The sequence below is a fragment of the Brevibacillus fulvus genome, from assembly GCF_016908525.1.
Taxonomy (GTDB): Bacteria; Bacillota; Bacilli; order Brevibacillales; family Brevibacillaceae; genus Brevibacillus_G; species Brevibacillus_G fulvus.
Map to the genome: position 1 here is coordinate 169,507 of NZ_JAFBEB010000006.1, position 24,351 is coordinate 193,857.

At 50.6% G+C, this 24,351-nt stretch carries 21 protein-coding genes; all 21 read right to left on the bottom strand.

What is annotated here, in order from left to right:
• Window positions 1-23: 23 nt before the first annotated feature.
• The 21 genes from JOD01_RS10705 to rseP all read right to left on the bottom strand — a co-directional run bounded on the left by JOD01_RS10705 (window position 24) and on the right by rseP (window position 24,322).
• The gene (locus tag JOD01_RS10705; protein WP_204518309.1) at window positions 24-620 is read right to left on the bottom strand and encodes a dipicolinate synthase subunit B; all 597 of its coding nucleotides are present in this window, start codon (window positions 618-620) and stop codon (window positions 24-26) included.
• Complete coding sequence (dpsA, locus tag JOD01_RS10710; protein ID WP_204518310.1) at window positions 617-1,516, bottom strand: dipicolinate synthase subunit DpsA; 900 nt, start codon at window positions 1,514-1,516, stop codon at window positions 617-619. Before dpsA ends, JOD01_RS10705 begins: the two co-directional genes overlap by 4 nt.
• A gap of 132 nt (window positions 1,517-1,648) precedes the next feature.
• Window positions 1,649-1,909: a YlmC/YmxH family sporulation protein gene (locus JOD01_RS10715; RefSeq protein WP_204518311.1), complete on the bottom strand. Its 261-nt coding sequence runs from the start codon at window positions 1,907-1,909 to the stop codon at window positions 1,649-1,651.
• A gap of 85 nt (window positions 1,910-1,994) precedes the next feature.
• Complete coding sequence (locus JOD01_RS10720; RefSeq protein WP_204518312.1) at window positions 1,995-3,251, bottom strand: insulinase family protein; 1,257 nt, start codon at window positions 3,249-3,251, stop codon at window positions 1,995-1,997.
• A gap of 136 nt (window positions 3,252-3,387) precedes the next feature.
• Window positions 3,388-4,365, bottom strand: coding sequence for a polysaccharide deacetylase family protein (locus JOD01_RS10725; protein ID WP_204518313.1), 978 nt, complete (start codon window positions 4,363-4,365; stop codon window positions 3,388-3,390).
• Between the two features lie 181 nt (window positions 4,366-4,546).
• A complete protein-coding gene (locus JOD01_RS10730) occupies window positions 4,547-6,667 on the bottom strand; it encodes a polyribonucleotide nucleotidyltransferase (protein ID WP_204518314.1) in 2,121 nt (706 codons plus the stop codon).
• 173 nt (window positions 6,668-6,840) lie between these two features.
• A complete protein-coding gene (gene rpsO, locus JOD01_RS10735; RefSeq protein ID WP_204518412.1) occupies window positions 6,841-7,110 on the bottom strand; it encodes a 30S ribosomal protein S15 in 270 nt (89 codons plus the stop codon).
• A gap of 129 nt (window positions 7,111-7,239) precedes the next feature.
• The gene (locus tag JOD01_RS10740; protein ID WP_204518315.1) at window positions 7,240-8,181 is read right to left on the bottom strand and encodes a bifunctional riboflavin kinase/FAD synthetase; all 942 of its coding nucleotides are present in this window, start codon (window positions 8,179-8,181) and stop codon (window positions 7,240-7,242) included.
• A gap of 33 nt (window positions 8,182-8,214) precedes the next feature.
• Window positions 8,215-9,144 carry a tRNA pseudouridine(55) synthase TruB gene (truB, locus tag JOD01_RS10745; protein ID WP_204518316.1) on the bottom strand — a complete coding sequence of 310 codons (930 nt, stop codon included), beginning with the start codon at window positions 9,142-9,144 and terminating at the stop codon, window positions 8,215-8,217.
• A complete protein-coding gene (locus tag JOD01_RS10750; protein ID WP_204518317.1) occupies window positions 9,145-10,131 on the bottom strand; it encodes a DHH family phosphoesterase in 987 nt (328 codons plus the stop codon).
• A complete protein-coding gene (gene rbfA / locus JOD01_RS10755) occupies window positions 10,128-10,487 on the bottom strand; it encodes a 30S ribosome-binding factor RbfA (protein ID WP_204518413.1) in 360 nt (119 codons plus the stop codon). The genes JOD01_RS10750 and rbfA overlap by 4 nt, the downstream gene beginning before the upstream one ends.
• 29 nt (window positions 10,488-10,516) lie before the next feature.
• The gene (locus JOD01_RS10760) at window positions 10,517-10,798 is read right to left on the bottom strand and encodes a DUF503 domain-containing protein (RefSeq protein WP_204518318.1); all 282 of its coding nucleotides are present in this window, start codon (window positions 10,796-10,798) and stop codon (window positions 10,517-10,519) included.
• Window positions 10,798-13,197, bottom strand: coding sequence for a translation initiation factor IF-2 (gene infB, locus JOD01_RS10765; RefSeq protein WP_204518319.1), 2,400 nt, complete (start codon window positions 13,195-13,197; stop codon window positions 10,798-10,800). Before infB ends, JOD01_RS10760 begins: the two co-directional genes overlap by 1 nt.
• A gap of 11 nt (window positions 13,198-13,208) precedes the next feature.
• Window positions 13,209-13,517, bottom strand: a complete 309-nt coding sequence (locus JOD01_RS10770; protein WP_204518320.1) for a YlxQ family RNA-binding protein — start codon at window positions 13,515-13,517, stop codon at window positions 13,209-13,211.
• Window positions 13,514-13,804 carry an RNase P modulator RnpM gene (rnpM, locus tag JOD01_RS10775; RefSeq protein ID WP_204518321.1) on the bottom strand — a complete coding sequence of 97 codons (291 nt, stop codon included), beginning with the start codon at window positions 13,802-13,804 and terminating at the stop codon, window positions 13,514-13,516. Before rnpM ends, JOD01_RS10770 begins: the two co-directional genes overlap by 4 nt.
• Window positions 13,801-14,889 (bottom strand): transcription termination factor NusA, encoded by a 1,089-nt coding sequence (gene nusA, locus JOD01_RS10780; protein ID WP_204518322.1) that lies wholly within the window; start codon window positions 14,887-14,889, stop codon window positions 13,801-13,803. The genes rnpM and nusA overlap by 4 nt, the downstream gene beginning before the upstream one ends.
• A gap of 61 nt (window positions 14,890-14,950) precedes the next feature.
• Window positions 14,951-15,409: a ribosome maturation factor RimP gene (rimP, locus tag JOD01_RS10785; protein WP_204518323.1), complete on the bottom strand. Its 459-nt coding sequence runs from the start codon at window positions 15,407-15,409 to the stop codon at window positions 14,951-14,953.
• A 289-nt stretch (window positions 15,410-15,698) separates the two neighbouring features.
• Window positions 15,699-20,006, bottom strand: a complete 4,308-nt coding sequence (locus tag JOD01_RS10790) for a PolC-type DNA polymerase III (protein ID WP_204518324.1) — start codon at window positions 20,004-20,006, stop codon at window positions 15,699-15,701.
• A 192-nt stretch (window positions 20,007-20,198) separates the two neighbouring features.
• Window positions 20,199-21,911, bottom strand: coding sequence for a proline--tRNA ligase (locus JOD01_RS10795; protein ID WP_204518325.1), 1,713 nt, complete (start codon window positions 21,909-21,911; stop codon window positions 20,199-20,201).
• A 49-nt stretch (window positions 21,912-21,960) separates the two neighbouring features.
• Window positions 21,961-23,022: a flavodoxin-dependent (E)-4-hydroxy-3-methylbut-2-enyl-diphosphate synthase gene (gene ispG, locus JOD01_RS10800; protein WP_204518326.1), complete on the bottom strand. Its 1,062-nt coding sequence runs from the start codon at window positions 23,020-23,022 to the stop codon at window positions 21,961-21,963.
• A gap of 34 nt (window positions 23,023-23,056) precedes the next feature.
• Window positions 23,057-24,322, bottom strand: a complete 1,266-nt coding sequence (rseP, locus tag JOD01_RS10805) for an RIP metalloprotease RseP (protein WP_204518414.1) — start codon at window positions 24,320-24,322, stop codon at window positions 23,057-23,059.
• Between the last annotated feature and the right edge of the window lie 29 nt (window positions 24,323-24,351).

Here is a 24,351-nt window from a genome sequence, read left to right on the forward strand (position 1 = left end):
TCCTATGACATCCACTTAAATTTTTACAATTTCATTCGTTCGATCAACATCGGTTGCAATTGTTTGCCGTCCAACGCCGCTTCGCATGTTTCTTTGAGCAAATTCATATCGGCTACTAACGAATTCGGTTTTTTGAACGGATCATCCTGCCCAAACGGAACAAAATAGATGTTTTTTGCTGCCAGCAATTTGGCAATATTGGCTGCATTCAGTCCAAGGCCGTCATTGGTGGAAATCGCCAGGACCACTGGGCGAAGATTGCGCATCGTCGCTTTTGCCGCCATCAACACCGGGCTGTCCGTAATTGCGTTGGCCAGCCGACTGGTGGAACTGCCCGTACAAGGCGCGATCACCATCACATCGAGCAGTTTGGATGGTCCGAGCGGTTCCGCTTCGGGAATCGAGGATATAATGTGTTCTCCCGTAATCTCGCGAAGTTGCTGCTGCCATTCTTCAGATGTACCAAAACGCGTGTCAGTAGTCAATATCGTATTTGTAACGATGGGGATCACCCGCGCCCCCGCATCAACCAGCCGTTTGATCTGCGGCATCGTTTCCGCAAACGTGCAATGTGAACCCGTCAGTCCAAACCCGATCGTTTTTCCTTGCAAGTCGCTCATGTTGTCTCCTCCCGTTTTTTGGAATGCTCGGAAATTAGACGAGACAACGTATTCGCGATAATCCGCCCAGCGGTTTTCGGGGCGACCATGCCAGGAAGTGAAGGCGTCAACAGCGCTTTGATGCCTCGTCGTTCAGCATAACGAAAATCTGTACCGCCTGGTTTCGATGCCAAGTCGATGATCAGGGTAGACTGCGGCATCTGGGCGATCACCTCAGCGGTCAAGATCAACTGAGGTACCGTATTAAACACAACATCGGCATTACTGACGTGTAATTTCAACTCAGCGGTATGAAACGGCGTAATCCCCATCTCATAAATGCGAGCAATTTGTTCCGGGTGGTTGGCCCCTACACGGACGCGGGCTCCCAGTGCGTGGAGACTTCGAGCCAAAGACATTCCGACACGTCCAAAGCCCAATACCAAAATATTGGCACCGTGGATCGTAATATCTGTGTTCTGAATCGCCATCATCAATGCGCCTTCCACAGTAGGAATGGAATTGTAGATGGCGACATCGTCCCGCTCCAACAGTTCGACAAGCGTAATTTGATGTTTGCTCAGCAGCTTTTGCAAGTACGGTTTCGCCATTCCGGTATAGACGACGCAATGCTTCGGAAGGCTGGCCGCGTGTTCATCCGTCAGCTGCAGCGTTTTGGAGCAGAAAATGCTATCAACTACCCCGTTGTCATCAGAACCAACGATCGGCAGGATCAGAACATCAACGTCTTTCAACACGTCGCATGATAAAGGTCGTCTGGTTGCCCCTGTGTAGATGCTTTCCAGGTTGTCAAAACCGATCAGGGTAACCGTCGCGTCCAATTGGATGCATTTTTTGATCACTTCCAACTGCCGCGCGTCACCCCCAATAAAGGCAACATGTATTCCCGTTAGCATGCTGTGTTCCCCTTTCCAAACATTTTACTGCATGAAGCAAGAAACGCAAAGGTTTTTAGGTAAATGAATAATTGGTGAAATTCGGTACGTCTATCCTATTCTATTCCTGCCCTTTGCGTTCGGTTACAGCCGTTATTTGGGCGAGGGATTCGCCTGCTCCTGCCGGAGTTGGACGATCACCATCTCCGGGCCAATTTTGACGATAGAACTCCAGGGGATCACGATCTCTTCCCGGCGCTTGCCAAAAGACAGCAATCCTCCGGCTGCCAGAATGATCGATCTGATCTCCCCGGTCTCCGGATGGATCTCCAGATCGGCATTGCCGATCATTCCCATCTTCTCTCCGTGATCCAACGCGATGATTTCTTTGTTCCCCAGCTCACTAAACCGCATACAGTGGATCCCTCCCGTTTCCGAAACGTTGTCCCGGTTTGCTATCATATACGCAAAAAAATCCGGGCTATGCCGGATTTTCCGTTTACGAGAGCAAGATATCGGAGCGCACGTTGGCCGGGAAGCTGTCGAGCGGACTGACCATGGCCAGCGCCATTTTGGAAGCAAACAGTTGTTTGGCTACCTGTTGAACCGATTCAAATGTAACTTGATCGATTTTGGCAATAATTTCATCCAGACTCAGATGATAGCCCAGCAGCAGCTCATTTTTGCCGAGCCTGCTCATGCGGCTGTTGGTGCTTTCCAGGCTGAGCATCAAACTTCCTTTCAGCTGCTCTTTGCCTTTATGCAGCTCGCGGTCGGTAATCCCTTTGTCCATCACTTGATGCAACACATTGGTTATAATGTCAAAAACCTCTCCGACCTGTTCCGGTGCGGTTCCCGTATAGATCGTAAATGTCCCCGATTCCCGATAAGAAGAGTGATAGGAATAGACGGAATAAGCTAATCCTCGTTCTTCGCGAATTTCTTGGAACAAGCGTGAGCTCATGCTGCCGCCGAGAATATTGTTCAATAAAATCAGCGAATAAATTTGCTCATGTCCTACCCGAAAGCCTGGCAGTGACAAGCACAGATGCGCCTGCTCCGTCGCTTTATGCTGAACGATCGAATTGGCTGCAAACGCCGGCGCCGGTATGGACGCCTCTTGCCCGGTTCGGGAAAAAGCGGAAAAACGACGCTTGATCTCTTCAATCAGCGCGGAATCAAAATTTCCCGCGACGCTGACGACCGTATTGCTGGGCAAGTAACGTTGATCAATGTATGTAAGCAAATCTTCACGCCGCAGGCTGCGCAGCACATCCTCGGTGCCCAAAATCGTATACCCAAGCGGGTGATCGGCATAACTGGCCCGGGCAATCAAGTCGTGCACCAGATCATCCGGCGTGTCCTCATACATGTTGATCTCTTCGATGACGACATTTTTCTCTTTCTCCAGCTCTCCCGGCTCGAACATGGAAGCGAAGTACATATCGGCCAGGACATCCAGCGCGATCGGCGTATGCTGGTCGAGGACGCGGGCGTAGTAACAAGTATACTCTTTGGAAGTAAAGGCGTTGACATGGCCGCCTATCTCATCAAAAGCTTCGGCGATTTCCTTAGCCGAACGGGATGTCGTTCCTTTAAAAAACATATGTTCAAGGAAGTGTGAGATTCCGTTATTGCTCTCCTGTTCAAATTTGGAACCTGTGCCTACCCAGATTCCCAACGCAACCGAACGAACCGACGGGATCTTCTCTGTTACAATCCGCAGTCCATTCTCACATGTATATCGTTCAATCACAAAAATCCTCCTTTGCACTGGCGATTACTGCATGGTGTTCTGAGTTGTGACTGCATGTTCTGCCAAACTTTGGACTGAACAGATTAACTATAACAAAATTCCCCTGTCCTCACAACACACGTCAGCACTTGGCTATTTACGGCGTATCCAACCGTTGGCTGGAGATCACCTGGCTGACCGTCGTTGGGACCAAGCCTTTCTGCTTGGCGGACAAGATCATTTGTTCCAGTCCTTGCATCGAAACTTCGGTCGGATGCATCAAAATCAGCGACCCTTTTCCCAGCCCTTTGTTGACGCGGTTCAGCATCGTTTGCAAAGGAGGTTTTCGCCAGTCGACAGTGTCCGCTGTCCAGAGGATTGTTTTCAGATGAAATTGCTGTGCAGCGATTGCGACGACCCGTTCATTGAAATCACCTGACGGCGGGGCAAACAAGTTCGGCGTGATCCCGGTCACTTGCTGAATGATCTGTTGCGTCTTGCCGATCTCTTGCCGGATCATCTCCGGGCTCAGTCGGCTCATATTCGGATGGGAATACGCATGATTGCCGATCTCATGCCCTCGCTGCACGATTTTTTTCGCCAGTTCCGGATGCCGTTTCACCCAAGAACCATCAAGGAAAAAAGTGGTCTTGACTTGATGCTTATCCAGTGTATCTAAAATCGACTCGAGATATTCGTTTCCCCAGGCCACGTTGACCATGAAGCTGACGGCCGGCTTTTGCGGATTTCCCCGATAAATTGGCTGTGCGCCCAGCTGTTCCAAGGTGATCTGCGGGTTCACTTGCCGATAGACCAACTGCTCCGGCGACGCTTTTCCGCTTCGCTGCATTTTGTCTAAGGAAGCTTCAATGTCCACCTCTCGGCCGTTATAACCCGGTATGGCTTTCCAAACGCGGTCAAGCCGCGCATTGATCGGCGGCTCAGTCCGTTCTTTGGCCCATGCTTTTATCTGCTGCCGCAATTCTTCATCATCGTTTAATTGGAGATCGGCATGGACTGCCTCTCGCTTGGCACCGGCAATATATTGATTGACCGGCCGGGAATTGACGACAAACAAGAGCAGAATCATCCAACCGACCATGACAACCGCCAACCTGATCCACTGCTTTTTCATCTGTGACGCCCCCCACAACTTCTGACACTTGGGATAACCCCTCTTTGTCCAATTTATGTCCGCTTTTTTCGGCTTAGAAGTTGTGGGCAAAAGAAAAAAGCTTGCGTGACACGAAGTGATCTTCGAGTGACGAAGCCTTTGGGTTTTGCCAATGTCCGAACAACCGGACGTTTGCCTTTGATTATTCGGTTCGTTGCGCTGCCTCCTGCGCTGCTTTTTGTTCTTTCAGCACCGCTTTGTGCGACAGATTGACACGACCTTGTTCATCGATTTCTGTGACTTTGACCAAAATCTTGTCGCCAATTTTTACGACATCTTCCGTTTTGGCCACGCGCTCTTCGGCCAGTTGCGAAATGTGGCACAGCCCTTCTTTGCCGGCGAAAATTTCAATAAATGCCCCATATTTTTCAATGCGTTTTACCGTACCAAGGTAAGTTTGTCCAACCGCAACTTCGCGAACAAGATCTTCGATGATTTGTTTCGCGCGGTTATTGGCACTTTGATCCACCGAAGAGATAAAAATGCGGCCATCTTGCTCAATATCAATTTTCACGCCGGTCTCTTCGATAATCTTGTTGATGATCCGGCCTTGCGGTCCAATCACATCGCGGATTTTGTCCGGATTGATCGTCATCGTGGTGATTTTCGGCGCATATGGAGAAAGTTGTTCACGCGGCGCTTGGATCGTCTCCATCATCTTGTTCAAGATAAACAGCCGGCCTTCCCGCGCTTGTGCCAATGCTTGCTCCAAAATCTCCCGGTTAATCCCGGCAATTTTGATATCCATTTGGATCGCCGTGACACCTTCTGCCGTACCGGCAACTTTAAAGTCCATGTCGCCCAGATGGTCTTCCATCCCTTGGATATCGGTGAGAATGGAGAAGTGGTCGCCGTCTTTAATCAAGCCCATCGCCACACCGGCAACCGGCGCTTTGATCGGCACACCAGCATCCATCAAAGCGAGCACGCTGGCGCAAATCGAAGCCTGGGAGGTAGAACCGTTTGATTCGATTACTTCCGACACCAGACGAATCGTGTACGGGAATTCGGTTTCGCTTGGGATAATCGGTTCAATCGCCCGCTCACCCAATGCGCCGTGCCCGATCTCACGTCGGCCTGGAGGACGGAGCGGACGCGCTTCCCCGACGCTGTACGGCGGGAAGTTGTAATGGTGCATGAACCGTTTCGATTCTTCCAGTCCCAATCCGTCGAGAATTTGCACATCGCCGAGCGCTCCCAATGTACAAACGCTCAGCGCTTGTGTTTGTCCGCGGGTAAACAAGCCCGATCCATGCGTGCGCGGCAAGATGGAAATTTCCGAGGAGATCGGACGAATTTCGTTCAAGGCCCGCCCGTCCGGACGAATTTTCTCATGGGTAATCAAGCGGCGAACTTCTTCCTTGACAATATTGTAGAGAACTTCGGAAATGGTCGCTTCCTCTTCCGGATAAATCTCGGCAAAATGCGCTTTCGTTTCCTGATTGATTGCCTCGATTGCATCTGCGCGCGCTTGTTTTTCCTCGATGCGGATCGCTTCGCGCAAACGGGCGTCGGCATACTCGCGAACAGCCTGATCAATTTCCGGATTTACTTCATGCAGAACCACTTCCATTTTCGGTTTCCCGATTTCCGCCACGATTTGGTTTTGGAAATCAACCAATTGCTGGATGACACTGTGTCCATACATAATCGCTTCCAGCATGACTTCTTCCGGCACCTGATTGGCTCCGGCTTCCACCATGTTGATCGCATCGCGGGTACCGGCAACCACGAGATGAATGTCGCTCTTTTCCATTTGCGCCACGGTCGGATTGATCACCAGTTGGCCATCGATGCGGCCGACGATCACTCCGGCAATCGGTCCGTTAAACGGAATTTCCGAGTAAGACAGAGCGGCCGACGTTCCGATCATCGCGGCGATTTCCGGGGAACAGTCTTGATCCACGGAAAGAACGGTATTGACGACTTGCACTTCGTTGCGGAAACCGTCAGGGAAGAGCGGACGGATCGGACGGTCAATCAGACGGCTGGCCAAAATCGCCTTTTCGCTGGGACGTCCTTCCCGTTTGATAAACCCGCCCGGAATTTTCCCAACGGCATACAGACGCTCTTCATAGTTCACCGTCAACGGAAAGAAATCCAGCGGTTTCGGTTCTTTTGAAACGGTTACAGCAGAAAGAATAGCGGTTTCACCATATCGAACGAGCACCGATCCTTGCGCCTGTTTGGCCATTTTGCCAAATTCCAGGGTCAATTTGCGGCCTGCCAGATCGAAATCAAACGTACGAAATTGTTGCTCCATGTTGCTAGCAGTCCTCCTTGCATGTTTCAGTATGTATATTAATACCAATCTTTTTCTACCTGTATGTATTATTTCCTGCCTCGCTGCAAATTAAATAGCAAAAAGCAAGAAAGATGGCAGCAAATTAGGCAATAGAAAAAGCGGGAATGTCCCGCTTTTTTCTAAACTGCTCATTAACGACGGAGACCAAGACGGTCTACAAGCGTACGATAACGGGCAACATCTGTTTCCTTCAGGTAGTTTAACAGGTTACGGCGTTGACCTACCATTTTCAACAGACCACGACGGCTGTGATGGTCTTTTTTGTGTGTACGCAGATGCTCGTTCAAGTTGTTAATGTTTTCGGTCAAGATAGCAATTTGAACCTCTGGAGAACCGGTGTCATTTTCATGTGTACGGTACTCTTGGATCAATTGGTTTTTACGTTCTTGTGTAAGTGCCATCATGACTCACCTCCTTTTCCAATATCCCCATCAGCCGAGTCTGCCGCCGGTGAGCATCGTGCAGCCAAGCTGTGGTTTTGAAATAACAAAATGAATTATAGCATAGACTTATAGGAAAAGCAAAATAAACTAATACAAACCGGTTGCAAACTTGTCTTTGGCCATTTGCACATCCTTGTTGATTTGTTCGATCAACGCTTGTACGCCGGCAAACTTTTGCTCATCGCGCAAGAAAAAGAAAAGTTCAACCTCAACCGGCTGGCCATAAATCTCTCCGGAAAAGTCAAACAAATGAACTTCCAGCGACTTTTCCTTCTTCTCCAGTTCAAACGTCGGTTTGATGCCGACATTCATTACGCCGTCATACTGTTTTCCCCCGACCGTCATCCGCACTCCGTAAACTCCATTTTTGCCGACGAGATAAGGGCTATGCAAGGCAACGTTTGCTGTCGGAAAGCCGATCGTTCTGCCCCGCTTGTCTCCGTGCACGACTTCGCCCTTCAGCTTGTACGGCCTGCCCAGAAATTGATTCGCCTGTTCAATGTCTCCCTGGTGGAGATATTCGCGGATAAGCGTGCTGCTGATCCGCTCTCCCAGACGATTGACCGGCGCGACGACATCCAGCGAGTACCGTCCAGCGCTTAGTTGACGCAGCGTATCAGCCGTTCCCGTCCCTTTGTATCCGAACGTAAAATCAAAACCGACAACAACATGCCTGGCGTGAAGCGGCAGCAGGCATTCCTCGATAAACTCCTCCGGATACACCGAGGAAAAGGCAATGTCGAAATTCATCACGTAGACGAGATCGACTCCCATTTTTTGCAGCTGTTCCAGCTTATCTGCAAGCGGCGTCAAATAGCGCGTATATCCGGCGCGGCCAAGCACTTCCCGCGGATGGGGATGAAAGGTCATGACCGCGCTCTTCCAGCCGTTTGCCTTGGCTGTATCGATCGCTTTTTGAATGACGCGTCGATGGCCAAGGTGAACGCCATCAAAATAGCCGATGGCAATGGCGGCCGCAGGATAATCCCGCTCTGCCGGCAACGGATAAGTTAGTTGTATCGTTTCCACACTCCCACCTCCAGTTAGCCTCTACCCCGTTGCTTACGCTTTCGAGTTTGGCTGAAAAATCTTCTCTGCTTTTCCGAACGGACCCCGCTGACCGTAGTGAACCCGATGCAGACCGAGCAGTTCTTGCTCACAGTACAGGCGCACCAGACTTCCCTCCGGCAGTTGCGTGTCCGGCAGAGCGGTTTCCAGTCCGCTTTGCACCGCCTTCTTCCGCTCAGGCGCAATGTCGCAGCGAGGCAAAAAAGACAAGGCGTCTCCGAGGGGAACGAGCAACTCGGCCAGCTGTTCCTCCTGTCCGGCCAACTCTTGCAATTTATGTAACGGAATAGCTTGATCCAGTGAAAATGGACCGCTTTTCACCCGAACCAACCGCAGCATATGGGCAGGATAGCCGAGTTTTTCGCCCAAATCCACACACAAGGTTCGCATATAAGTGCCCTTGGAACACTCGCAAGCAAAAGAAACATCGACAACCCCTTCGTGCGTTTCAATGGAGTGCAGCGCAAGCCGATAAATGGTTACTGTGCGGGGCTGTCGTTCAATCACTTTTCCTTCCCGCGCCAAATCATACAGTCGCTGCCCGTTTACCTTCACAGCAGAGTACATTGGCGGGATTTGCTCGATTTCGCCCAAAAACTGCTGCATCGCCGCTTTGACTTGCTCTTCCGTAATCTCCGTGTCCACCTGTTTTTGTTGGAGTAGTTCGCCGGAGGCATCCTCAGTTGTCGTCGAATAACCCAGCCGCATGACGACTTCATAGGCTTTGGGCAATTCTTGCAGGTATTCCACAATCCGGGTAGCCTGCCCCAAGCAGACAGGCAACACGCCTGTCACCTCGGGGTCCAACGTTCCCGTATGGCCGGCTTTCTTCGTATGAAACAACCGACGCACCTGAGCTACACAATCATGTGAAGTCATGCCCGCCGGTTTATGCAGTACAAGGACACCATCTTGTTGAATCATTTAATCAACCCCAAGAACTTCGCCCAATTTGGCTAAGACGATTTTTTCCGCTTCTTCCATGCTGCTCTGCAGCGTGCAGCCGGCTGCCTTGGCATGACCGCCGCCGCCCAAGCTCTTGGCAATTTGCGAAACATCGATATCTTGGCGGGATCGCAAACTGACCTTGATCACGCCAGGAACCGGTTCGCACAAGGAAACGCCTACTTCTACCCCTTTCATATTGCGCGCGTAATTCACCAATCCGCCGGCATCTTCCATGCTGGCTCCCGTCTCCTCAAGATCGCTGGCATGAACTTTCAGCAATGCTACCCGATTGTCAAAGCTCAGCTGCAAGCTTTGCAGCGCGTGGCGCAAAATTTGCACGTGTTCCCATGTGATCTCTTCCAGACACTGTTCGGCGATGTCGCCGGGCTTCACTCCATACTGGAGCATTTCGGCAGCAATTTGCATCACAAACGAACTTGTATTGGAATAGCGGAATCCGCCGGTATCCGTCAACAGCCCGGTATAAATACAGGTGGCCAGTTCGGCGTTGCAGGTAAATTTTCCAGCGACCATCAATTCGTACATAATTTCCGCAGTAGCGGCCGCGTCCGTACGGATTACATTGAACCGGCCAAATTCGTCATTGGTTGGATGATGGTCAATATTCAAAATCTGCACATCGTTTGCGAACAGATGGGTAACATCGCCCATCCGCTTGGAATCGGCAGCATCAACGGCAATCACATGCGTAAACGTCCGTTCAATCGGACTTTCCGCAAGGTTGTACAGTTTGTGAAAACGAGGGAGAAACCCGAACTTGCCGGGAGTTTCTCCTTCATTGACGATCACATATGATTTGCCGAGCTGCTCGAGCATCAAGGCGGCTGCCAATGCGGAACCGGTCGTATCCCCATCCGGATTTACATGGGAAATGATCAAAAAATCGTCGTGCTCCCGCATAAAAGCGGCAGCTTCCTGCAGTCTGCTCTGATAATCGTTCATCGTTTACTTTCCCCTTCGGTGGAGATTTCGCGAAGGATCGATTCAATCTTGTTTCCATAATCGATTGACTCGTCCAATTTAAACACCAGATCGGGAACGTGTCGGAGTTTGATTCTGCGCCCCAACTCCGTTCGCAAAAACCCTTTGGCTTTGTGCAGTCCAGCCAAGGATGCTTCCCGCTGCTCTTCGCTGCCAAAAATGCTGACATATACCTTCGCCAATTGCAAGTCACTGGTAACATCGACGGAAGTTACGGTGACGAACCCGATTCGCGGATCTTTCATCTCCCGCTGCAGCAAAATGCTCAGCTCTTTTTTGATCTCTTCTCCAACCCGGCTCATTCTCGTTTTGTTCATGCTCACCTGCCATCACCTCCGAAAGCAGTCTACTCGTAGTATTCCGTTTCTGCCCGGATCAACTCCACACCGGGAGCCATTTCCACGAGTCGTACCACCGCATTTAGTTCCTTTTGCAAAAAAGGGATTTCATTGGCAACGGCAGCGATTACCAGTTCGGTACGCTGCCACTGCTCCTGAAAGTCTGTCTCGGCTGCCGAGACATTAAATTTATGGCGTAACTGGGCGATCACGCTTTTCACGATCGCCCGTTTTTCCTTCAAATTTTGGCAGGCGGGCAAAAACAGCTCAACGCGTGCCACCCCTACCATCAGGCTTTCACTTCCACCATGATAAAGGCTTCGATTACATCGCCTTGCTTGATATCCCCGTAATTTTCCAAAGTAACCCCGCACTCGTATCCGGCTGCCACTTCCTTGACATCATCTTTAAACCGGCGCAAAGTATCGAGTTTACCTTCGTAAATAACGACACCTTCGCGAATCAGGCGGGCACCTGCATCACGGGTAATTTTCCCTTCGGTTACATAACAACCGGCGATGTTGCCCACTTTGGAAATGCGAATGACTTCCCGGATTTCCGCCTGACCGATAATTTCTTCTTTGTAAACCGGGTCGAGCATCCCTTTCAAGGCCGCTTCGATTTCTTCAATTACGTTGTAAATGACCCGGTGCAGACGGATGTCGATTTTCTCTTGTTCCGCCATGCTGCGGGCATTCGGTTCCGGCCGAACGTTAAAGCCGACGATAATGCCGTTGGAAGCGTTGGCCAACGTAACGTCGGACTCGGTAATCGCGCCGACACCTGTATGAATGATTTTCACGCGCGTTCCGTTCACATCGATTTTTTCCAAGGAACCGCGCAAAGCCTCAACCGAACCTTGCACATCGGCCTTGATGATCAGGTTCAGTTCCTTGATTTCGCCTTCCTGGATATGCTGGAACAAATCGTCCAGCGATACGCGGGTGTTGGCACGACGGTCGGATTCACGCTGACGGGAAGCACGCGCTTCGCCAATCGCCCGCGCCTTTTTCTCATCTTCAAAGACCATGAACTGATCGCCTGCGTGCGGCACATCGTTCAACCCGGTGATTTCAACCGGTGTAGACGGACCTGCCTCTTTCAGACGGCGACCTTTGTCATTGACCATCGCCCGCACACGCCCAAATGTGGAGCCAACGACGATCGGATCGCCGATGTGCAATGTCCCGTGCTGGACGAGCACTGTGGCCACCGGGCCGCGGCCTTTATCCAATTCCGCTTCCACGACGGTTCCGCGCGCGCGTTTTGCCGGATTGGCTTTCAGTTCTTGCACTTCCGCTACCAGCAAAATATATTCCAACAGCTCTTCGATTCCCGTGCGTTGTTTTGCGGAAATCGGACAGAAAATGGTGTCACCGCCCCATTCTTCCGCAACAAGCTCATATTCGGTCAATTCCTGTTTGATCCGGTCAATGTTGGCTTCCGGTTTATCTACTTTGTTCACCGCTACGATAATCGGGACTTTGGCCGCTTTCGCGTGGCTGATCGCTTCTACTGTCTGCGGTTTTACCCCGTCATCGGCAGCGACGACCAAAATGGTAATATCGGTGATTTGCGCTCCGCGCGCACGCATCGTCGTAAAGGCGGCGTGGCCAGGCGTATCCAGGAAAGTAATCTTCTTGCCTTTGATTTCCACTTGGTAGGCACCGATATGCTGCGTGATGCCGCCCGCTTCACCTGCCACGACATTGGTCGAGCGAATCGCATCCAGCAACGTCGTTTTCCCATGGTCAACGTGACCCATGATCGTCACGACAGGTGGCCGTTCCTGTAAATCTGCCGGATTATCCACTTCCTCAATCGTTTCGAAATTGGTTTCATCGATCACGATCTTTTCTTCGACTGCTACATTGTACTCGGAACAAATCAGTTCAATCGCATCCCGGTCGAGATCCTGATTGATCGTCGCCATGATCCCCAAGTTAAACAACTTTTTAATAATTTCCGCCGGTTCCTTGCGCAATTTTTTGGCCAATTCGCCAACCGTCAACGACTCGGTGAAAGTGATCTTGGACGGAGTTTCGTGCACGACCGGCCGCTGCGGTTCACGGGTTTGCTGACGTCTGTTGTCTCCGCGTTTGTTATTTTGCTTGTTGAACGGCTGATTTTTTTTGTTTTCTTCGAACGTTTTTTTGCCAACTGGCGCCTTTTTGATCTTTTCCCGTTTCTCCATCGTTACTTTCGCGGGAATGTTCACCTTGTCTTCAAAATCATCGGCCGGCGCTTTCAATTCATCTTGATCCTGAGGTTTTTCCTGAATGCTCTCCGCCTGGTTTCGTTCAAACGTTTTCGGTGTTTGACTTCTCATATCGTTTGGTTTTCGCTCCTGATTCTTCCCCGTATTTTTTACTTGCGGGCGAGAGGATGGCGTACGGTTTTCCTGTCTGGCAGCCGGTTCCGACCGGTTGGTCTCAGCCGACTGTTTCCCCGAGGCGTTTTCCATCTTGTCCACAACGTACCGCTCTGCCGAAGCCGGTTTTTGTGCAGATGATGTCTGGCCGGCAGATGCGCGCAACTTCTCCAAATGCTGCTCAATTTTTTGGATCGTTTCCTGATCCAAGATACTCATATGATTTGCCACATCTATATTCAATCGTTTTAGCAAATTAAGGATTTCTTTACTGCTCATATTATGTTTCTTCGCGTATTCGTACACACGTGTCTTCATACTTTCACCCCTCATGAATTAGGTGTGAGAAGGTGCTGGATGCTCTCGGCCAATTTGCTGTCCGTGATGGCGATGCTAACGCGGGCATCTTTTCCAATGGCGTGACCTAGCTCGTAGCGCGTGGCGAGCATATAACAAGGCACTTGGTAGTACTGGCATTTGTCCGTAACTTTTTTCATCGTATTGGCAGAAGCGTCGCCCGCTACAACGACGAGTTTGGCTTTCTGGGTGCGAACCGCCTGTACCACCAGTTCTTCTCCGGTGATGATCTTTCTAGCCCGCATTGCCATTCCAAGCATTTGTGCCACCTTCGGGTTCATTGCCCGATCATCTCCAACCATTGATTGCGAAACTCATCGTATTTTTCTTGCGTTATTGTCATGTTGAGGGACCTCTCCAGCACTTTCTTCCACTTGCCAGAAGCAAACGTGTCCGGCTTCATACATGTTTCTTGTCGGCAAATATAGGTTCCGCGACCAGCCGCCCTGCCCGTCAGGTCGATTTTGATCTCTTCCTCCGGGGTCCGCACCACCCGGATCAACTCTTTTTTGGGAAACATTCCTTGGCAGACGATGCATTTACGCAAAGGAATCTTTTTCTGTTTCATTCGGTTTCCACGTCCGCCTGCTCAATTTGTTTTGGATAGTCAATGCCTTCCTGTTCGGCTTGACTCTCACTCTTAATATCAATTTTCCAGCCGGTCAATTTCGCGGCAAGCCGGGCATTTTGGCCGCGTTTGCCAATCGCCAGGGAAAGTTGGTAATCGGGAACGATCACACGGGTCACTTTATCGGCGTGATTCACTTCCACATGCAGCACTTTGGACGGGCTCAGCGCGTTGGCTACATATTCTGCCGGATCTTCCGACCAACGAACGATGTCGATCTTTTCTCCCTTGAGCTCGTTGACGATCGTCTGCACACGCATTCCTTTTGGTCCGACACAGGCACCAACCGGGTCTACATCGGGATTAACGGAGTGAACCGCGATTTTCGAACGGTCTCCCGCTTCCCGGGAAACCGACTTGATTTCCACTACCCCATCATAAATTTCCGGCACTTCCAGCTCAAACAAGCGTTTCAACAAACCGGGATGAGTGCGGGAGACGATAATTTGCGGTCCTTTGGTTGTTTTCTCCACTTTGATAATATAAGCCTTGATCCGGTCTTGCGGCTTAAAGTCATCGGTTGGCATTTTTTCGGTCAGCGGCATTACCGCTTCCACTTTGCCCAGGTCAATATAGTAGTTGCGAGCGTCCTGACGTTGCACCACACCGGTGACAATGTCATCCTCGCGCTCGATAAATTCACTGTAAATCAAACCGCGCTCGGCTTCGCGAATGCGTTGGGTCACCACTTGTTTGGCCGTTTGCGCGGCAATCCGGCCGAAATCGCGGGGAGTTACCTCGATTTCCACAATATCGTCCAAACGGTAGTTCGGATCGATTTCCTGGGCTGCCTCCAACGAAATCTCCAGGCGCTGATCGAAAACTTCCTCGACCACGGTTTTGCGAGCAAACACGCGCACCTGTCCGGTAAAACGGTTAACGTCGACCCGAACATTTTGCGCGGAGTTGAAATTGCGTTTGTAACCGGAAATAAGCGCTGCCTCGATCGCTTCAATCAGTATGTCCTTGCTGATCCCTTTTTCTTTTTCAATAGCTTCAAGTGCCTCAATAAACTCGGCGTTCATTGTTTTGTTGCCTCCTCCTTTCAAAACCACCCAATCAACAATTCCCGACGGCAATGGACTATCAGAAGACGATTGCCATACGAGCTGATTCAATTTGTTCCAACGGAATCTGGTGCGTCTGTTTGGCTTCTTTGACGGTCAGTACCCCATCGGCAAAAGAAGTCAATTCCCCTTCAAAAACGGTAGCCCCGGCAATCGCTTCCTTGGTCGTAATATGTACATGTTTCCCTACGGCCTTTTTAAAATCGGACTCTTTTCGCAACGGACGCTCCGCCCCCGGTGAGGATACCTCCAAAAAATAAGCGTTCGGAATGGGGTCGAGCTCATCTAACCGCTGACTCAACCGCTCACTGACGGCACCGCAGTCATCGATATCGATATTTCCCGTCTCATTGTCGATGAAGATCCGCAAAAACCAGTTGCTGCCTTCCTTTTTGTATTCGATATCGACAAGCTCCAAATTCATCTCGTCGAGAATCGGCTTTAACAAATCTTCAACGATTTGCGTTACCTTGCTCAAGCAAGTACCTCCTTTTGCTGGCGAACGTTTCACCATTTCGTCTATTGAGCCACGCAAGCTTTCTTTGGACCAGTCGGGTTTACAACTAGTGTGCCGGAAAAGCAAAGAAGGAATGCTTTCTCCGCTCCAGAAAGAAAGAGTGGGTTTCCCCACTCTTTGGCTCCTTGTAAAACCAGTATTTCCAAATCGATTATAGCATAACAGGAATCTCTTGACAACCTTTAACACGGTTGAGGATCAGGCAGGACAAGCGGTTTTGCCGTTTTCCGCCCGCTTCCAGGCCGCTTCCCTAGAACAGGGAGAGTTGATTCGATTCCGGCAAACCTTTGAGCGCACCTTGCTCTTCCAAATATTCCAGGATCGTCTTGGAAATGCGGGCACGGTTGAGCAAATCCTCTTTGGATAAAAACTCGCCGTCTTCCCGCGCCTTGACGATGCTGATCGCCGCATTCGTCCCCAATCCCGGAATCGAATTAAACGGCGCAATCAAACTGTCTCCATCGATCAGGAACCGGGTTGCGTCCGAACGATACAAATCGACGTTGGCGAAGCGGAACCCGCGCTCAACCATCTCCAGCGCCATCTCCAAAACGGTCAACAGCGCTTTTTCTTTCGGCTGCGCATCCAAGCCTTTCCCTTCGATTTCCTCGATTTTTTGGCGAATGGCGGATGAGCCTTTGACCATCAGCGGAATGTCGAAGTCGTCAGCACGCACGGAAAAATACGTCGCATAAAATTCACGCGGATAGTGCACCTTGAAGTAAGCGATCCGTACAGCCATCATAATGTACGCAGTGGCGTGCGCTTTCGGGAACATATATTTGATTTTTTGGCATGAGTCGATGTACCATTCCGGCACGTTGTGTTTGCGCATCTCCTCTTGATCCTCTTCGTTGACGCCTTTCCCTTTCCGCACGGACTCCATGATCTTGAAGGCACGAGACGGATCGAGTCCTTTGTAAATCAAATACACCATGATGTCATCGCGGCAACCGATCACATCAGACAGCTTGCAGGTGCCGTTGCGAATCAACTCTTGGGCGTTGTTGAGCCAAACATCGGTTCCGTGGGACAATCCGGAAATTTGCACCAGTTCGGCAAATGTCGTCGGTTTCGTATCTTCGAGCATTTGCCGAACAAATTTGGTTCCAAATTCGGGAATGCCCAATGTGCCAAGATTGGAGCGTATTTGCTCAGGGGTCACCCCCAAAGCTTCCGTCGAACTGAACAGCGACATCGTTTCTTTGTCGTCCAGCGGGATCGTCTTCGGATCGATGCCCGTCAAGTCTTGCAGCATACGGATGACCGTCGGGTCGTCGTGTCCGAGAATATCGAGTTTCAACAAATTGTCATGGATTGAATGGAAGTCAAAATGAGTTGTCCGCCATTCCGATTCATTGTCATCTGCCGGGAATTGAATCGGGCAGAAATCCTCAATTTCCATATAGTCCGGGACAACGATTATTCCCCCCGGGTGTTGCCCTGTCGTCCGTTTGACCCCGGTACAGCCGTTGACGAGACGGGCAATTTCCGCATTGCGCAGCATCAAGCCCCGTTCTTCGGCATATTTGCGCACATAGCCGTACGCGGTTTTCTCGGCGACGGTTCCGATCGTTCCCGCACGATACACATTGTCCACACCGAATAATTCCTGCGTGTATTTATGCGCCCGCGGTTGGTAATCGCCGGAAAAGTTCAAGTCAATATCAGGTACCTTGTCTCCTTTAAAGCCGAGAAACGTTTCGAACGGAATGTCCTGGCCGTCCTTGTTCAACTTCGAACCGCATTTCGGACAACTTTTATCCGGCAAGTCAAAACCGGAACCGATCGAACCGTCGGTAATGAATTCGCTATATTTGCATTCCGGGCACAAATAATGCGGCGGCAACGGGTTTACTTCGGTAATTTCGGACATCGTCGCCACAAACGAGGAACCAACCGATCCCCGCGAACCAACCAGGTAGCCGTCACGCAGCGATTTTGTCACCAGACGCTGGGAAATCAAGTAAATGACGGCGAAACCGTGCTTGATAATACTTGTCAGCTCTTTTTCCAGCCGATTTTCCACCAGCTCCGGCAACGGATCGCCGTACAACCGTTTTGCCTTTTCGTAGCACATGCTGCGCAGTTCTTCGTCGGCCCCTTCAATCACCGGGGTATACAGCTTGTCGGGGATCGGGCACACTTCTTCAATCATGTCGGCAACTTTGTTCGTATCATGGATGACGACGCGCTCCGCCGTCTCTTTGCCCAAATAAGCAAACGATTCCAGCATTTCCTCGGTCGTCATCAAATAGAGCGGCGGCTGGTTGCCCGCATTGGCATCTCCTTGGGACAGCAGGAAAACATCGCGGAAAATGCTGTCTTCCGGATTAAGGAAATGGACATCGCCTGTCGCCACCACCGGTTTGCCCAACTCATCGCCGATCTCCACCAGCAAGCGATGATACTCTTTGACCACATCAAGATGGGAGATGTTTTCATCGCGAACCAGCGGCTCGTATTGCAACAATGGCTGCAGTTCGATATAATCGTAAAATTTTGCCACTTCCCGCAGTTCGTCACGCGATTTCCCCCGCAATATCCCCTGGAACAGCTCACCTTCCTTGCAGGCGGTGCCGATCAGCAGCCCTTCGCGGAAACGATTCAACTGGCTGCGCAAAATTCGCGGTACACGGTAAAACGTTTCCACATGGGAACGGCTGACCAGCTTATACAGATTTTTCAGCCCGGCTTTGTTCTGCACGAGAATGGTTGCATGAAATGGCCGGGAGCTCTTGTAATCCGCTTCGGCATTGCTGCGTTCATTCAGTTCTGCCAATGTCTGAATGTTGGCTTCCTTGATCTCCTTCAGCATATGTTGAAACACATGGGCCAACGCAACCGTGTCATCCAATGCCCGGTGCGCATTGATCAGTTCCACGTTAAGCCGTTTGGCCAACGTTCCCAGCCGATAGTTGCGCATGCCTTTGTAGATCATGCGGGCGAGCGGCAGCGTATCCAGGAACGGATTGGTCCACGGCTCCATGCCGATCCGCTTCGCGCAGGCATTGATAAAGTTCTTGTCGAATTCCGCATTGTGCGCAACCAGTACGGCATCGCCGGCAAATTCCTTGAACCGGGGCAATACAACCTCCAGCGGGTCTTTGCCTTGCAGCATTTCATTGGTGATCCCGGTAATTTCTGTCGTCTTCGCGCCGATCGTCAACTGCGGATCGATCAATTCCGTCCATTGATCAATGATCTCGCTCCCTCTCATTTTCACGGCCGCGATTTCAATAATCGTATGTTCGTTGGCATTCAACCCTGTCGTCTCTGTATCGAAAACGACATATGGCGTGTTTTCGTCAATCGGCATGTCATTTTCGCCGGATGGCAGCAAATTGTAGACGATATCGGTCCCATCTTCCACCACGTACGCTTCCATGCCGAGAATGCACTTGATATTATGCTTTTTCGCCAATCCGTACGCTTCCGGAAACGCTTGTACCACACCGTGATCGGTAATGGCAACCGCTTTGTGGCCCCATTTGGCAGCCGTGGAAATGAGCGCTTTGAGCGAAATCACTCCATCGAGCGCGCTCATCGGCGTGTGGGCGTGAAGTTCGACCCGCTTTTGTTCCGAGCGGTCCTTCCGACCGATCGCCTCGATCTGGTTAATGTCATTGGCGATCATCACCAACTCCCGGGCGTAGGTGTCATGCTGGACGCTTCCTCTTACTTTTACCCACATGCCGTCCTGCAGAACTTCCAGCATGCGCACATCTTCTTTATCGCGGGAAAATACTTTGACGGAAAGCGAATCGCTGTAATCGGTGATGTTGAACGTAAGCAAATGGCGACCGCTGCGCAGCTCCTTCAACTCCACGTTAAACACATTCCCTTGAATGACAACCCGGCGTTCTTCTTCCTGAATTTCCTTGATCGGCACAGGCTCCTCTTTGATGTCATAGCCGATCATCAGGCTGGAAACCGCGGCTTTTTCCTCTTTGTTCTCTTTTTCGATTTGAGCGCTGCGAACCACTTCGACCAGCGCGCGTTCTTCTTCTTCGCGCTGTTCAGCGAATGCTTTGTAGGCCTCATCGTTCTCTTCCGCGGTAAACAGAAAGCGGGGACGCCATGCAGTTGCCTTGTAAAACGCTTCGGCCAAATCTGTCTCGACTTTTTTCCGTTTGACCATCTCCAACGACATTTCGGTCGGCAGCAAAACATGAATGGCCCCGTTTTCCCAGTGATGACGCGCCGCGCGAATTTGTCCCGCCAGCGAATGAATTTTCGCTTCCAGCTCAACTAGCAATGGTTCCCAATAGGCAGCGAGTATCTGCTCCTCGCTCGGTTTTTGCTGATAACGAAAGCAAGCATCCACTTTCGCCAGGTGGGCAAACGACTGGCGCAAGCGTTGCAGAAACGCGCGATAAATTTCCCCCGGCAACAATTGCCCAAGGGTGAAATGAAAGACCCATTCCCGATTTTGCTTGTATAATTCCAATTTATCAATTCGCGCATCGGCAAAAAAACGCTCGGACCAATCGGCAGGCAGTTCCAATTGTTTCACCAAAATTGCGAAGCGTTGTTTTTGCTCTTCGATACGTTCCATCCGTTGATCACCTCAATCTTTTGCCGCATGTTTTCAAAGGAAAACCGCTGCCCTTTGTACACGAAGCAATCCAAGGACAGTCGCCGTTTATGAAAAAATGACGGACATCTGCAAGTGCGAAAAGAGGCACCCGAAAACGGGTACCCCTTCTCTTTTCGACAAAATTTGTTTCAATTCCTGCTGTTTTTTGCATTACAGTTTGGCTAGCAATTCTTGGATAAATGGAACCAGCTCGGTGCGGTTCACTTCAAAAGTTTCTCCGCTGCGCCGAACTTTTATTTCCACCAGACCATCCTGCACCTTGTCGGAAACAGTGATGCGCAGCGGCAAACCGATCAAATCCGCATCCTTGAATTTAACGCCGGCGCGTTCCGGACGATCATCATACAACACTTCGATTCCGGCCTCGGTCAGCATCGCCGTAATTTCCTCGCTGGCAGTCCGTTGCTCTTCCACTTTGGCGTTGACCGGAATGACATGAACATGGAAAGGCGCGACGGAAACCGGCCAAATAATGCCGTTTTCATCATTGTTTTGTTCGATCACAGCTGCCAGCGTCCGGGAGATCCCGATGCCGTAGCAGCCCATAATCATCGGTTGGCTGCGGCCGTTTTCATCCAAATATGTCGCACCCAACGCTTGCGAATATTTCGTCCCGAGTTTAAAGACGTGACCGACTTCCACCCCTCTGGCAAAAGCAATCGTGCCTTTCCCGGTTGGACTTTCATCGCCTTCCATGATGTTGCGGAAGTCGCCGTAAGCTTTCACCTGAAAATCTCGTCCTGGTTTGACATGACGCAAATGGTAGTCCACTTCATTGGCACCGACAACCCCATCCTGTACATCCTGCACAAAGTTGTCCGCAATGATTTCCACGTCAGCGGGTAATCCAACCGGTCCAACGAAACCAGCCGGCGCTTTGACCAGGTTGCGGATCTCTTCCTCGGATGCCATCGACACATGGGTGGCATCATAGTGGTTTTTCACTTTCACTTCATTCAGTTCATGGTCACCGCGAATCAGCACAATCACAAGTTTGTCATCGACGCGCAACACGAGACTTTTGATAATTTGTTTCGCTTCGATTTGCAGCGCATTGGTTAACTGTTCAATCGTCCGTGTCGCTGGCGTGTGGATTTTTTCCATTGGCGGCACATTCAGGTCCGGCTGCGTTTTTCCTTTGTAAACGACTTCGGCTTTTTCCAGGTTGGCGGCATAATCGCCTTCCGTGGAATAGGCAATCGTATCTTCCCCGATCTCGCAGAGCGCCATAAATTCATAGGTGCCTGTCCCGCCGATGGTGCCGGCGTCAGCTTCCACCGCACGGAAGTTAAGACCAACTCTGGTAAAAATCCGTGAATAAGCATCAAACATCGCTTGGAAGTTGTTCTCCAATCCTTCCCAGCTCGTGTCGAAAGAATAAGCGTCCTTCATAATAAATTCACGGCACCGGATCAAGCCAAAGCGCGGACGAACCTCGTCGCGAAACTTCGTTTGAATCTGGTAAAGATTCAGCGGCAGTTTTTTATAGGAATTGACTTCATCGCGAACCAGACTCGTAATCACTTCTTCATGGGTAGGTCCCAAAGCAAATTGACGGTCGTGACGATCATCCAGTCTCATCAACTCGGGGCCATAAGCATCCCATCGTCCGGATAACTGCCAAAGTTCAGCCGGCTGCAATGTAGGCATGAGCAATTCCTGTGCACCGGCACGATTCATTTCTTCCCGGACAATCGCTTGAATTTTGTGCAGGGTGCGCAATGCCAATGGCATGTAGGTATAGACCCCTGACGCCAGTTGTCGAGCCAAACCAGCGCGCAGCAGCAATTTGTGGCTGGCGATTTCAGCGTCGGCTGGCACTTCCCGCAATGTAGGAATGAGATATTGACTTTGCTTTAACACAACTGCTTCCTCCTCTTAACTGGCGACACTACGTCGATTCACGTTCCTTTTATTGCTGCACCATGGTATGGATTTCTTTCATTAATTCCTCAAACAATTCATCCTCTTTTACTTTTCGGATGATCTCGCCATTGCGGAAGATCAATCCTTCACCATTTCCGCCCGCGACACCGACATCTGCTTCGCGTGCTTCACCCGGTCCATTGACGGCGCAACCCATCACGGCAATTTTCAATGGTACTTTCAACGTAGATACGGCGTCCTCCACCTTTGTCGCCAAACCGATCAAATCGATCGCACAGCGGCCGCACGATGGACAAGCGATCACGACAGGGTCGTTATTGACTATATCAAGGCTGCGTAAAATCTGCTTGGCCACCTTGATTTCCTCAACCGGATCGGCGGTCAACGAAACGCGGATTGTATCACCAATGCCCATTGACAGAACCGTCCCGATCCCAACCGCCGATTTAATTCCGCCGGAAAACTGCGTACCCGCTTCGGTTACCCCGACATGCAGCGGATAATTCCGTTTTTGCGCCATCAGCGAATACGTTTGAATCATCGTCGGAACATCGGACGACTTCAAGGAAATCACGATATTGTCGTAATTCAGGTCTTCCAGGATTTCCACATGATCCATCGCGCTTTCCACAATCGCTTCCGGACTCGGATAGCCGTATTTCTCCAGCAAACGTTTTTCGACGGAACCGGAGTTTACTCCGATCCGAATGGGAACGTTTCGCTCGCGGCAAGCTTCTACGACCGCTTTTGTTTTTTCACGCGAACCGATGTTGCCCGGATTGATCCGAATTTTGTCAATGCCGCTTTCCAGCGCGATCAACGCCAGGCGGTAATCGAAATGAATATCGGCCACCAACGGCAATGGCGAACGTTCCTTAATTTTTTTAATGGCGCGCGCTGCATCTTCATTGATCACCGCCAACCGGACGATTTGGCAACCCGCATCTGCCAACCGTTGGATTTGCGCCAACGTAGCTTCCACATCGCGCGTATCGGTTGTCGTCATCGATTGAATCACAACGCCCTTTTGACCGCCGATCTGAACATTTCCCACAAATACCGGTTTCGTCTCCTCACGTTTAAACACTTGAAGCACCATCCTTTTTCTTTATCGCTCTCTATTATGAGAACAACCGAGTGATGTCGTTCCAGGTAACCACCAAAATCAACAGCATCAGCAAAGCGAATCCAAGGAAATGAACCATTCCTTCTTTATTGGGATCAACCGGCCGACCTCGCAGTGCTTCCACAACGAGAAAAGCAATTCGACCACCGTCCAAGGCAGGAACCGGCAACAGATTGAACAATCCCAAGTTAATGCTGAGCACCGCTGCCCAACTCATCAAGACGCTTAGACCTTGCTGCGCAAATTCTCCGGTCATCTTGAAAATGCCGACCGGCCCGCTCAAGTCTTTCAAGCCATACGTGCCTGTTATCAACTGTCCGAGGCTCTTCAAAATCGCCGCAGAAAAATTATAGGTTGATACGGCGCCGTATTGGACCGCATGCAACGGCGAGTAGGTGACTGGTTTGTATACCATGATCTTGCCTACATTTTGCTCGTTGAGGATTGTGACGTCAACCGTTTTTCGCTGACCGTCCCGCTCAATCTCCATCTGCAACGTTTTGCCCGGTGACATGCTGACAATTTCCACCAGATCATCCCAGCTTGCAACGGGTTGTCCTTGGATCGACAGCACGCGATCCCCTTGCTGCAGTCCAGCTTGCGCAGCCGGACCATCGGCTTTGACTTCTCCCAGCATCGGTTGGTTGCTTGGCACGCCAAAGAACAAACCGATTAACGTAAACAACACAAACGCGAGGATAAAGTTGAACGCCGGACCGGCAAAGATCGCCCAGAACCGTTGCATGATCGTCTTGCCTTTAAACTGGCGATTCAGCGGAGCGATTTGGATTTCCTGATCTCCTTTGACGAGCATGGCCTGGGGATGAACGGAAAATTGCTTTTGTTCACCGGCCAATTCCAGCTGCATGTTCAATTGCTGTTCCAAGTCATAGCGAATGACAGTGCCTGTCACTTGATTTGGCCCAGGTTGATGATGCGGATCAAGAATGATCCGCGATACTTTCCCCAACGGGTCAAGTTCTACGGTCACTTGCATTTGCGGTTTTAAGATGTCAAGTTCGGGATCTTCCCCTGCCATTCGGACCATCCCGCCAATCGGCAACAGCCGCAATGTGTATTCGGTTTCCCCTTTTTTTACACTGAAGATTTTCGGACCCATTCCCAAGGCAAATTCGCGGCAAAGAATCCCCGCACGCTTCGCCAGCAAAAAGTGCCCCAGTTCATGGATAAAAACAAGCAAACCAAACACAACAACAATTGCGATTACTGATTCAATCGAGTTTGCAAAAGGCAAAAGGATAGCCACCTTTCATTTCCAGTATCGGAAGC

Bases quoted from the DNA above. Each gene is read 5' to 3' on its own strand.
- JOD01_RS10705 (WP_204518309.1), bottom strand. From the start codon at position 620: ATGAGCGACTTGCAAGGAAAAACGATCGGGTTTGGACTGACGGGTTCA.
- dpsA (WP_204518310.1), bottom strand. From the start codon at position 1,516: ATGCTAACGGGAATACATGTTGCCTTTATTGGGGGTGACGCGCGGCAG.
- JOD01_RS10715 (WP_204518311.1), bottom strand. From the start codon at position 1,909: ATGCGGTTTAGTGAGCTGGGGAACAAAGAAATCATCGCGTTGGATCAC.
- JOD01_RS10725 (WP_204518313.1), bottom strand. From the start codon at position 4,365: ATGAAAAAGCAGTGGATCAGGTTGGCGGTTGTCATGGTCGGTTGGATG.
- JOD01_RS10730 (WP_204518314.1), bottom strand. From the start codon at position 6,667: ATGGAGCAACAATTTCGTACGTTTGATTTCGATCTGGCAGGCCGCAAA.
- rpsO (WP_204518412.1), bottom strand. From the start codon at position 7,110: ATGGCACTTACACAAGAACGTAAAAACCAATTGATCCAAGAGTACCGT.
- truB (WP_204518316.1), bottom strand. From the start codon at position 9,144: ATGATTCAACAAGATGGTGTCCTTGTACTGCATAAACCGGCGGGCATG.
- JOD01_RS10750 (WP_204518317.1), bottom strand. From the start codon at position 10,131: ATGAACGATTATCAGAGCAGACTGCAGGAAGCTGCCGCTTTTATGCGG.
- rbfA (WP_204518413.1), bottom strand. From the start codon at position 10,487: ATGAACAAAACGAGAATGAGCCGGGTTGGAGAAGAGATCAAAAAAGAG.
- JOD01_RS10760 (WP_204518318.1), bottom strand. From the start codon at position 10,798: ATGGTAGGGGTGGCACGCGTTGAGCTGTTTTTGCCCGCCTGCCAAAAT.
- infB (WP_204518319.1), bottom strand. From the start codon at position 13,197: ATGAAGACACGTGTGTACGAATACGCGAAGAAACATAATATGAGCAGT.
- JOD01_RS10770 (WP_204518320.1), bottom strand. From the start codon at position 13,517: ATGAACCCGAAGGTGGCACAAATGCTTGGAATGGCAATGCGGGCTAGA.
- rnpM (WP_204518321.1), bottom strand. From the start codon at position 13,804: ATGAAACAGAAAAAGATTCCTTTGCGTAAATGCATCGTCTGCCAAGGA.
- nusA (WP_204518322.1), bottom strand. From the start codon at position 14,889: ATGAACGCCGAGTTTATTGAGGCACTTGAAGCTATTGAAAAAGAAAAA.
- JOD01_RS10790 (WP_204518324.1), bottom strand. From the start codon at position 20,006: ATGGAACGTATCGAAGAGCAAAAACAACGCTTCGCAATTTTGGTGAAA.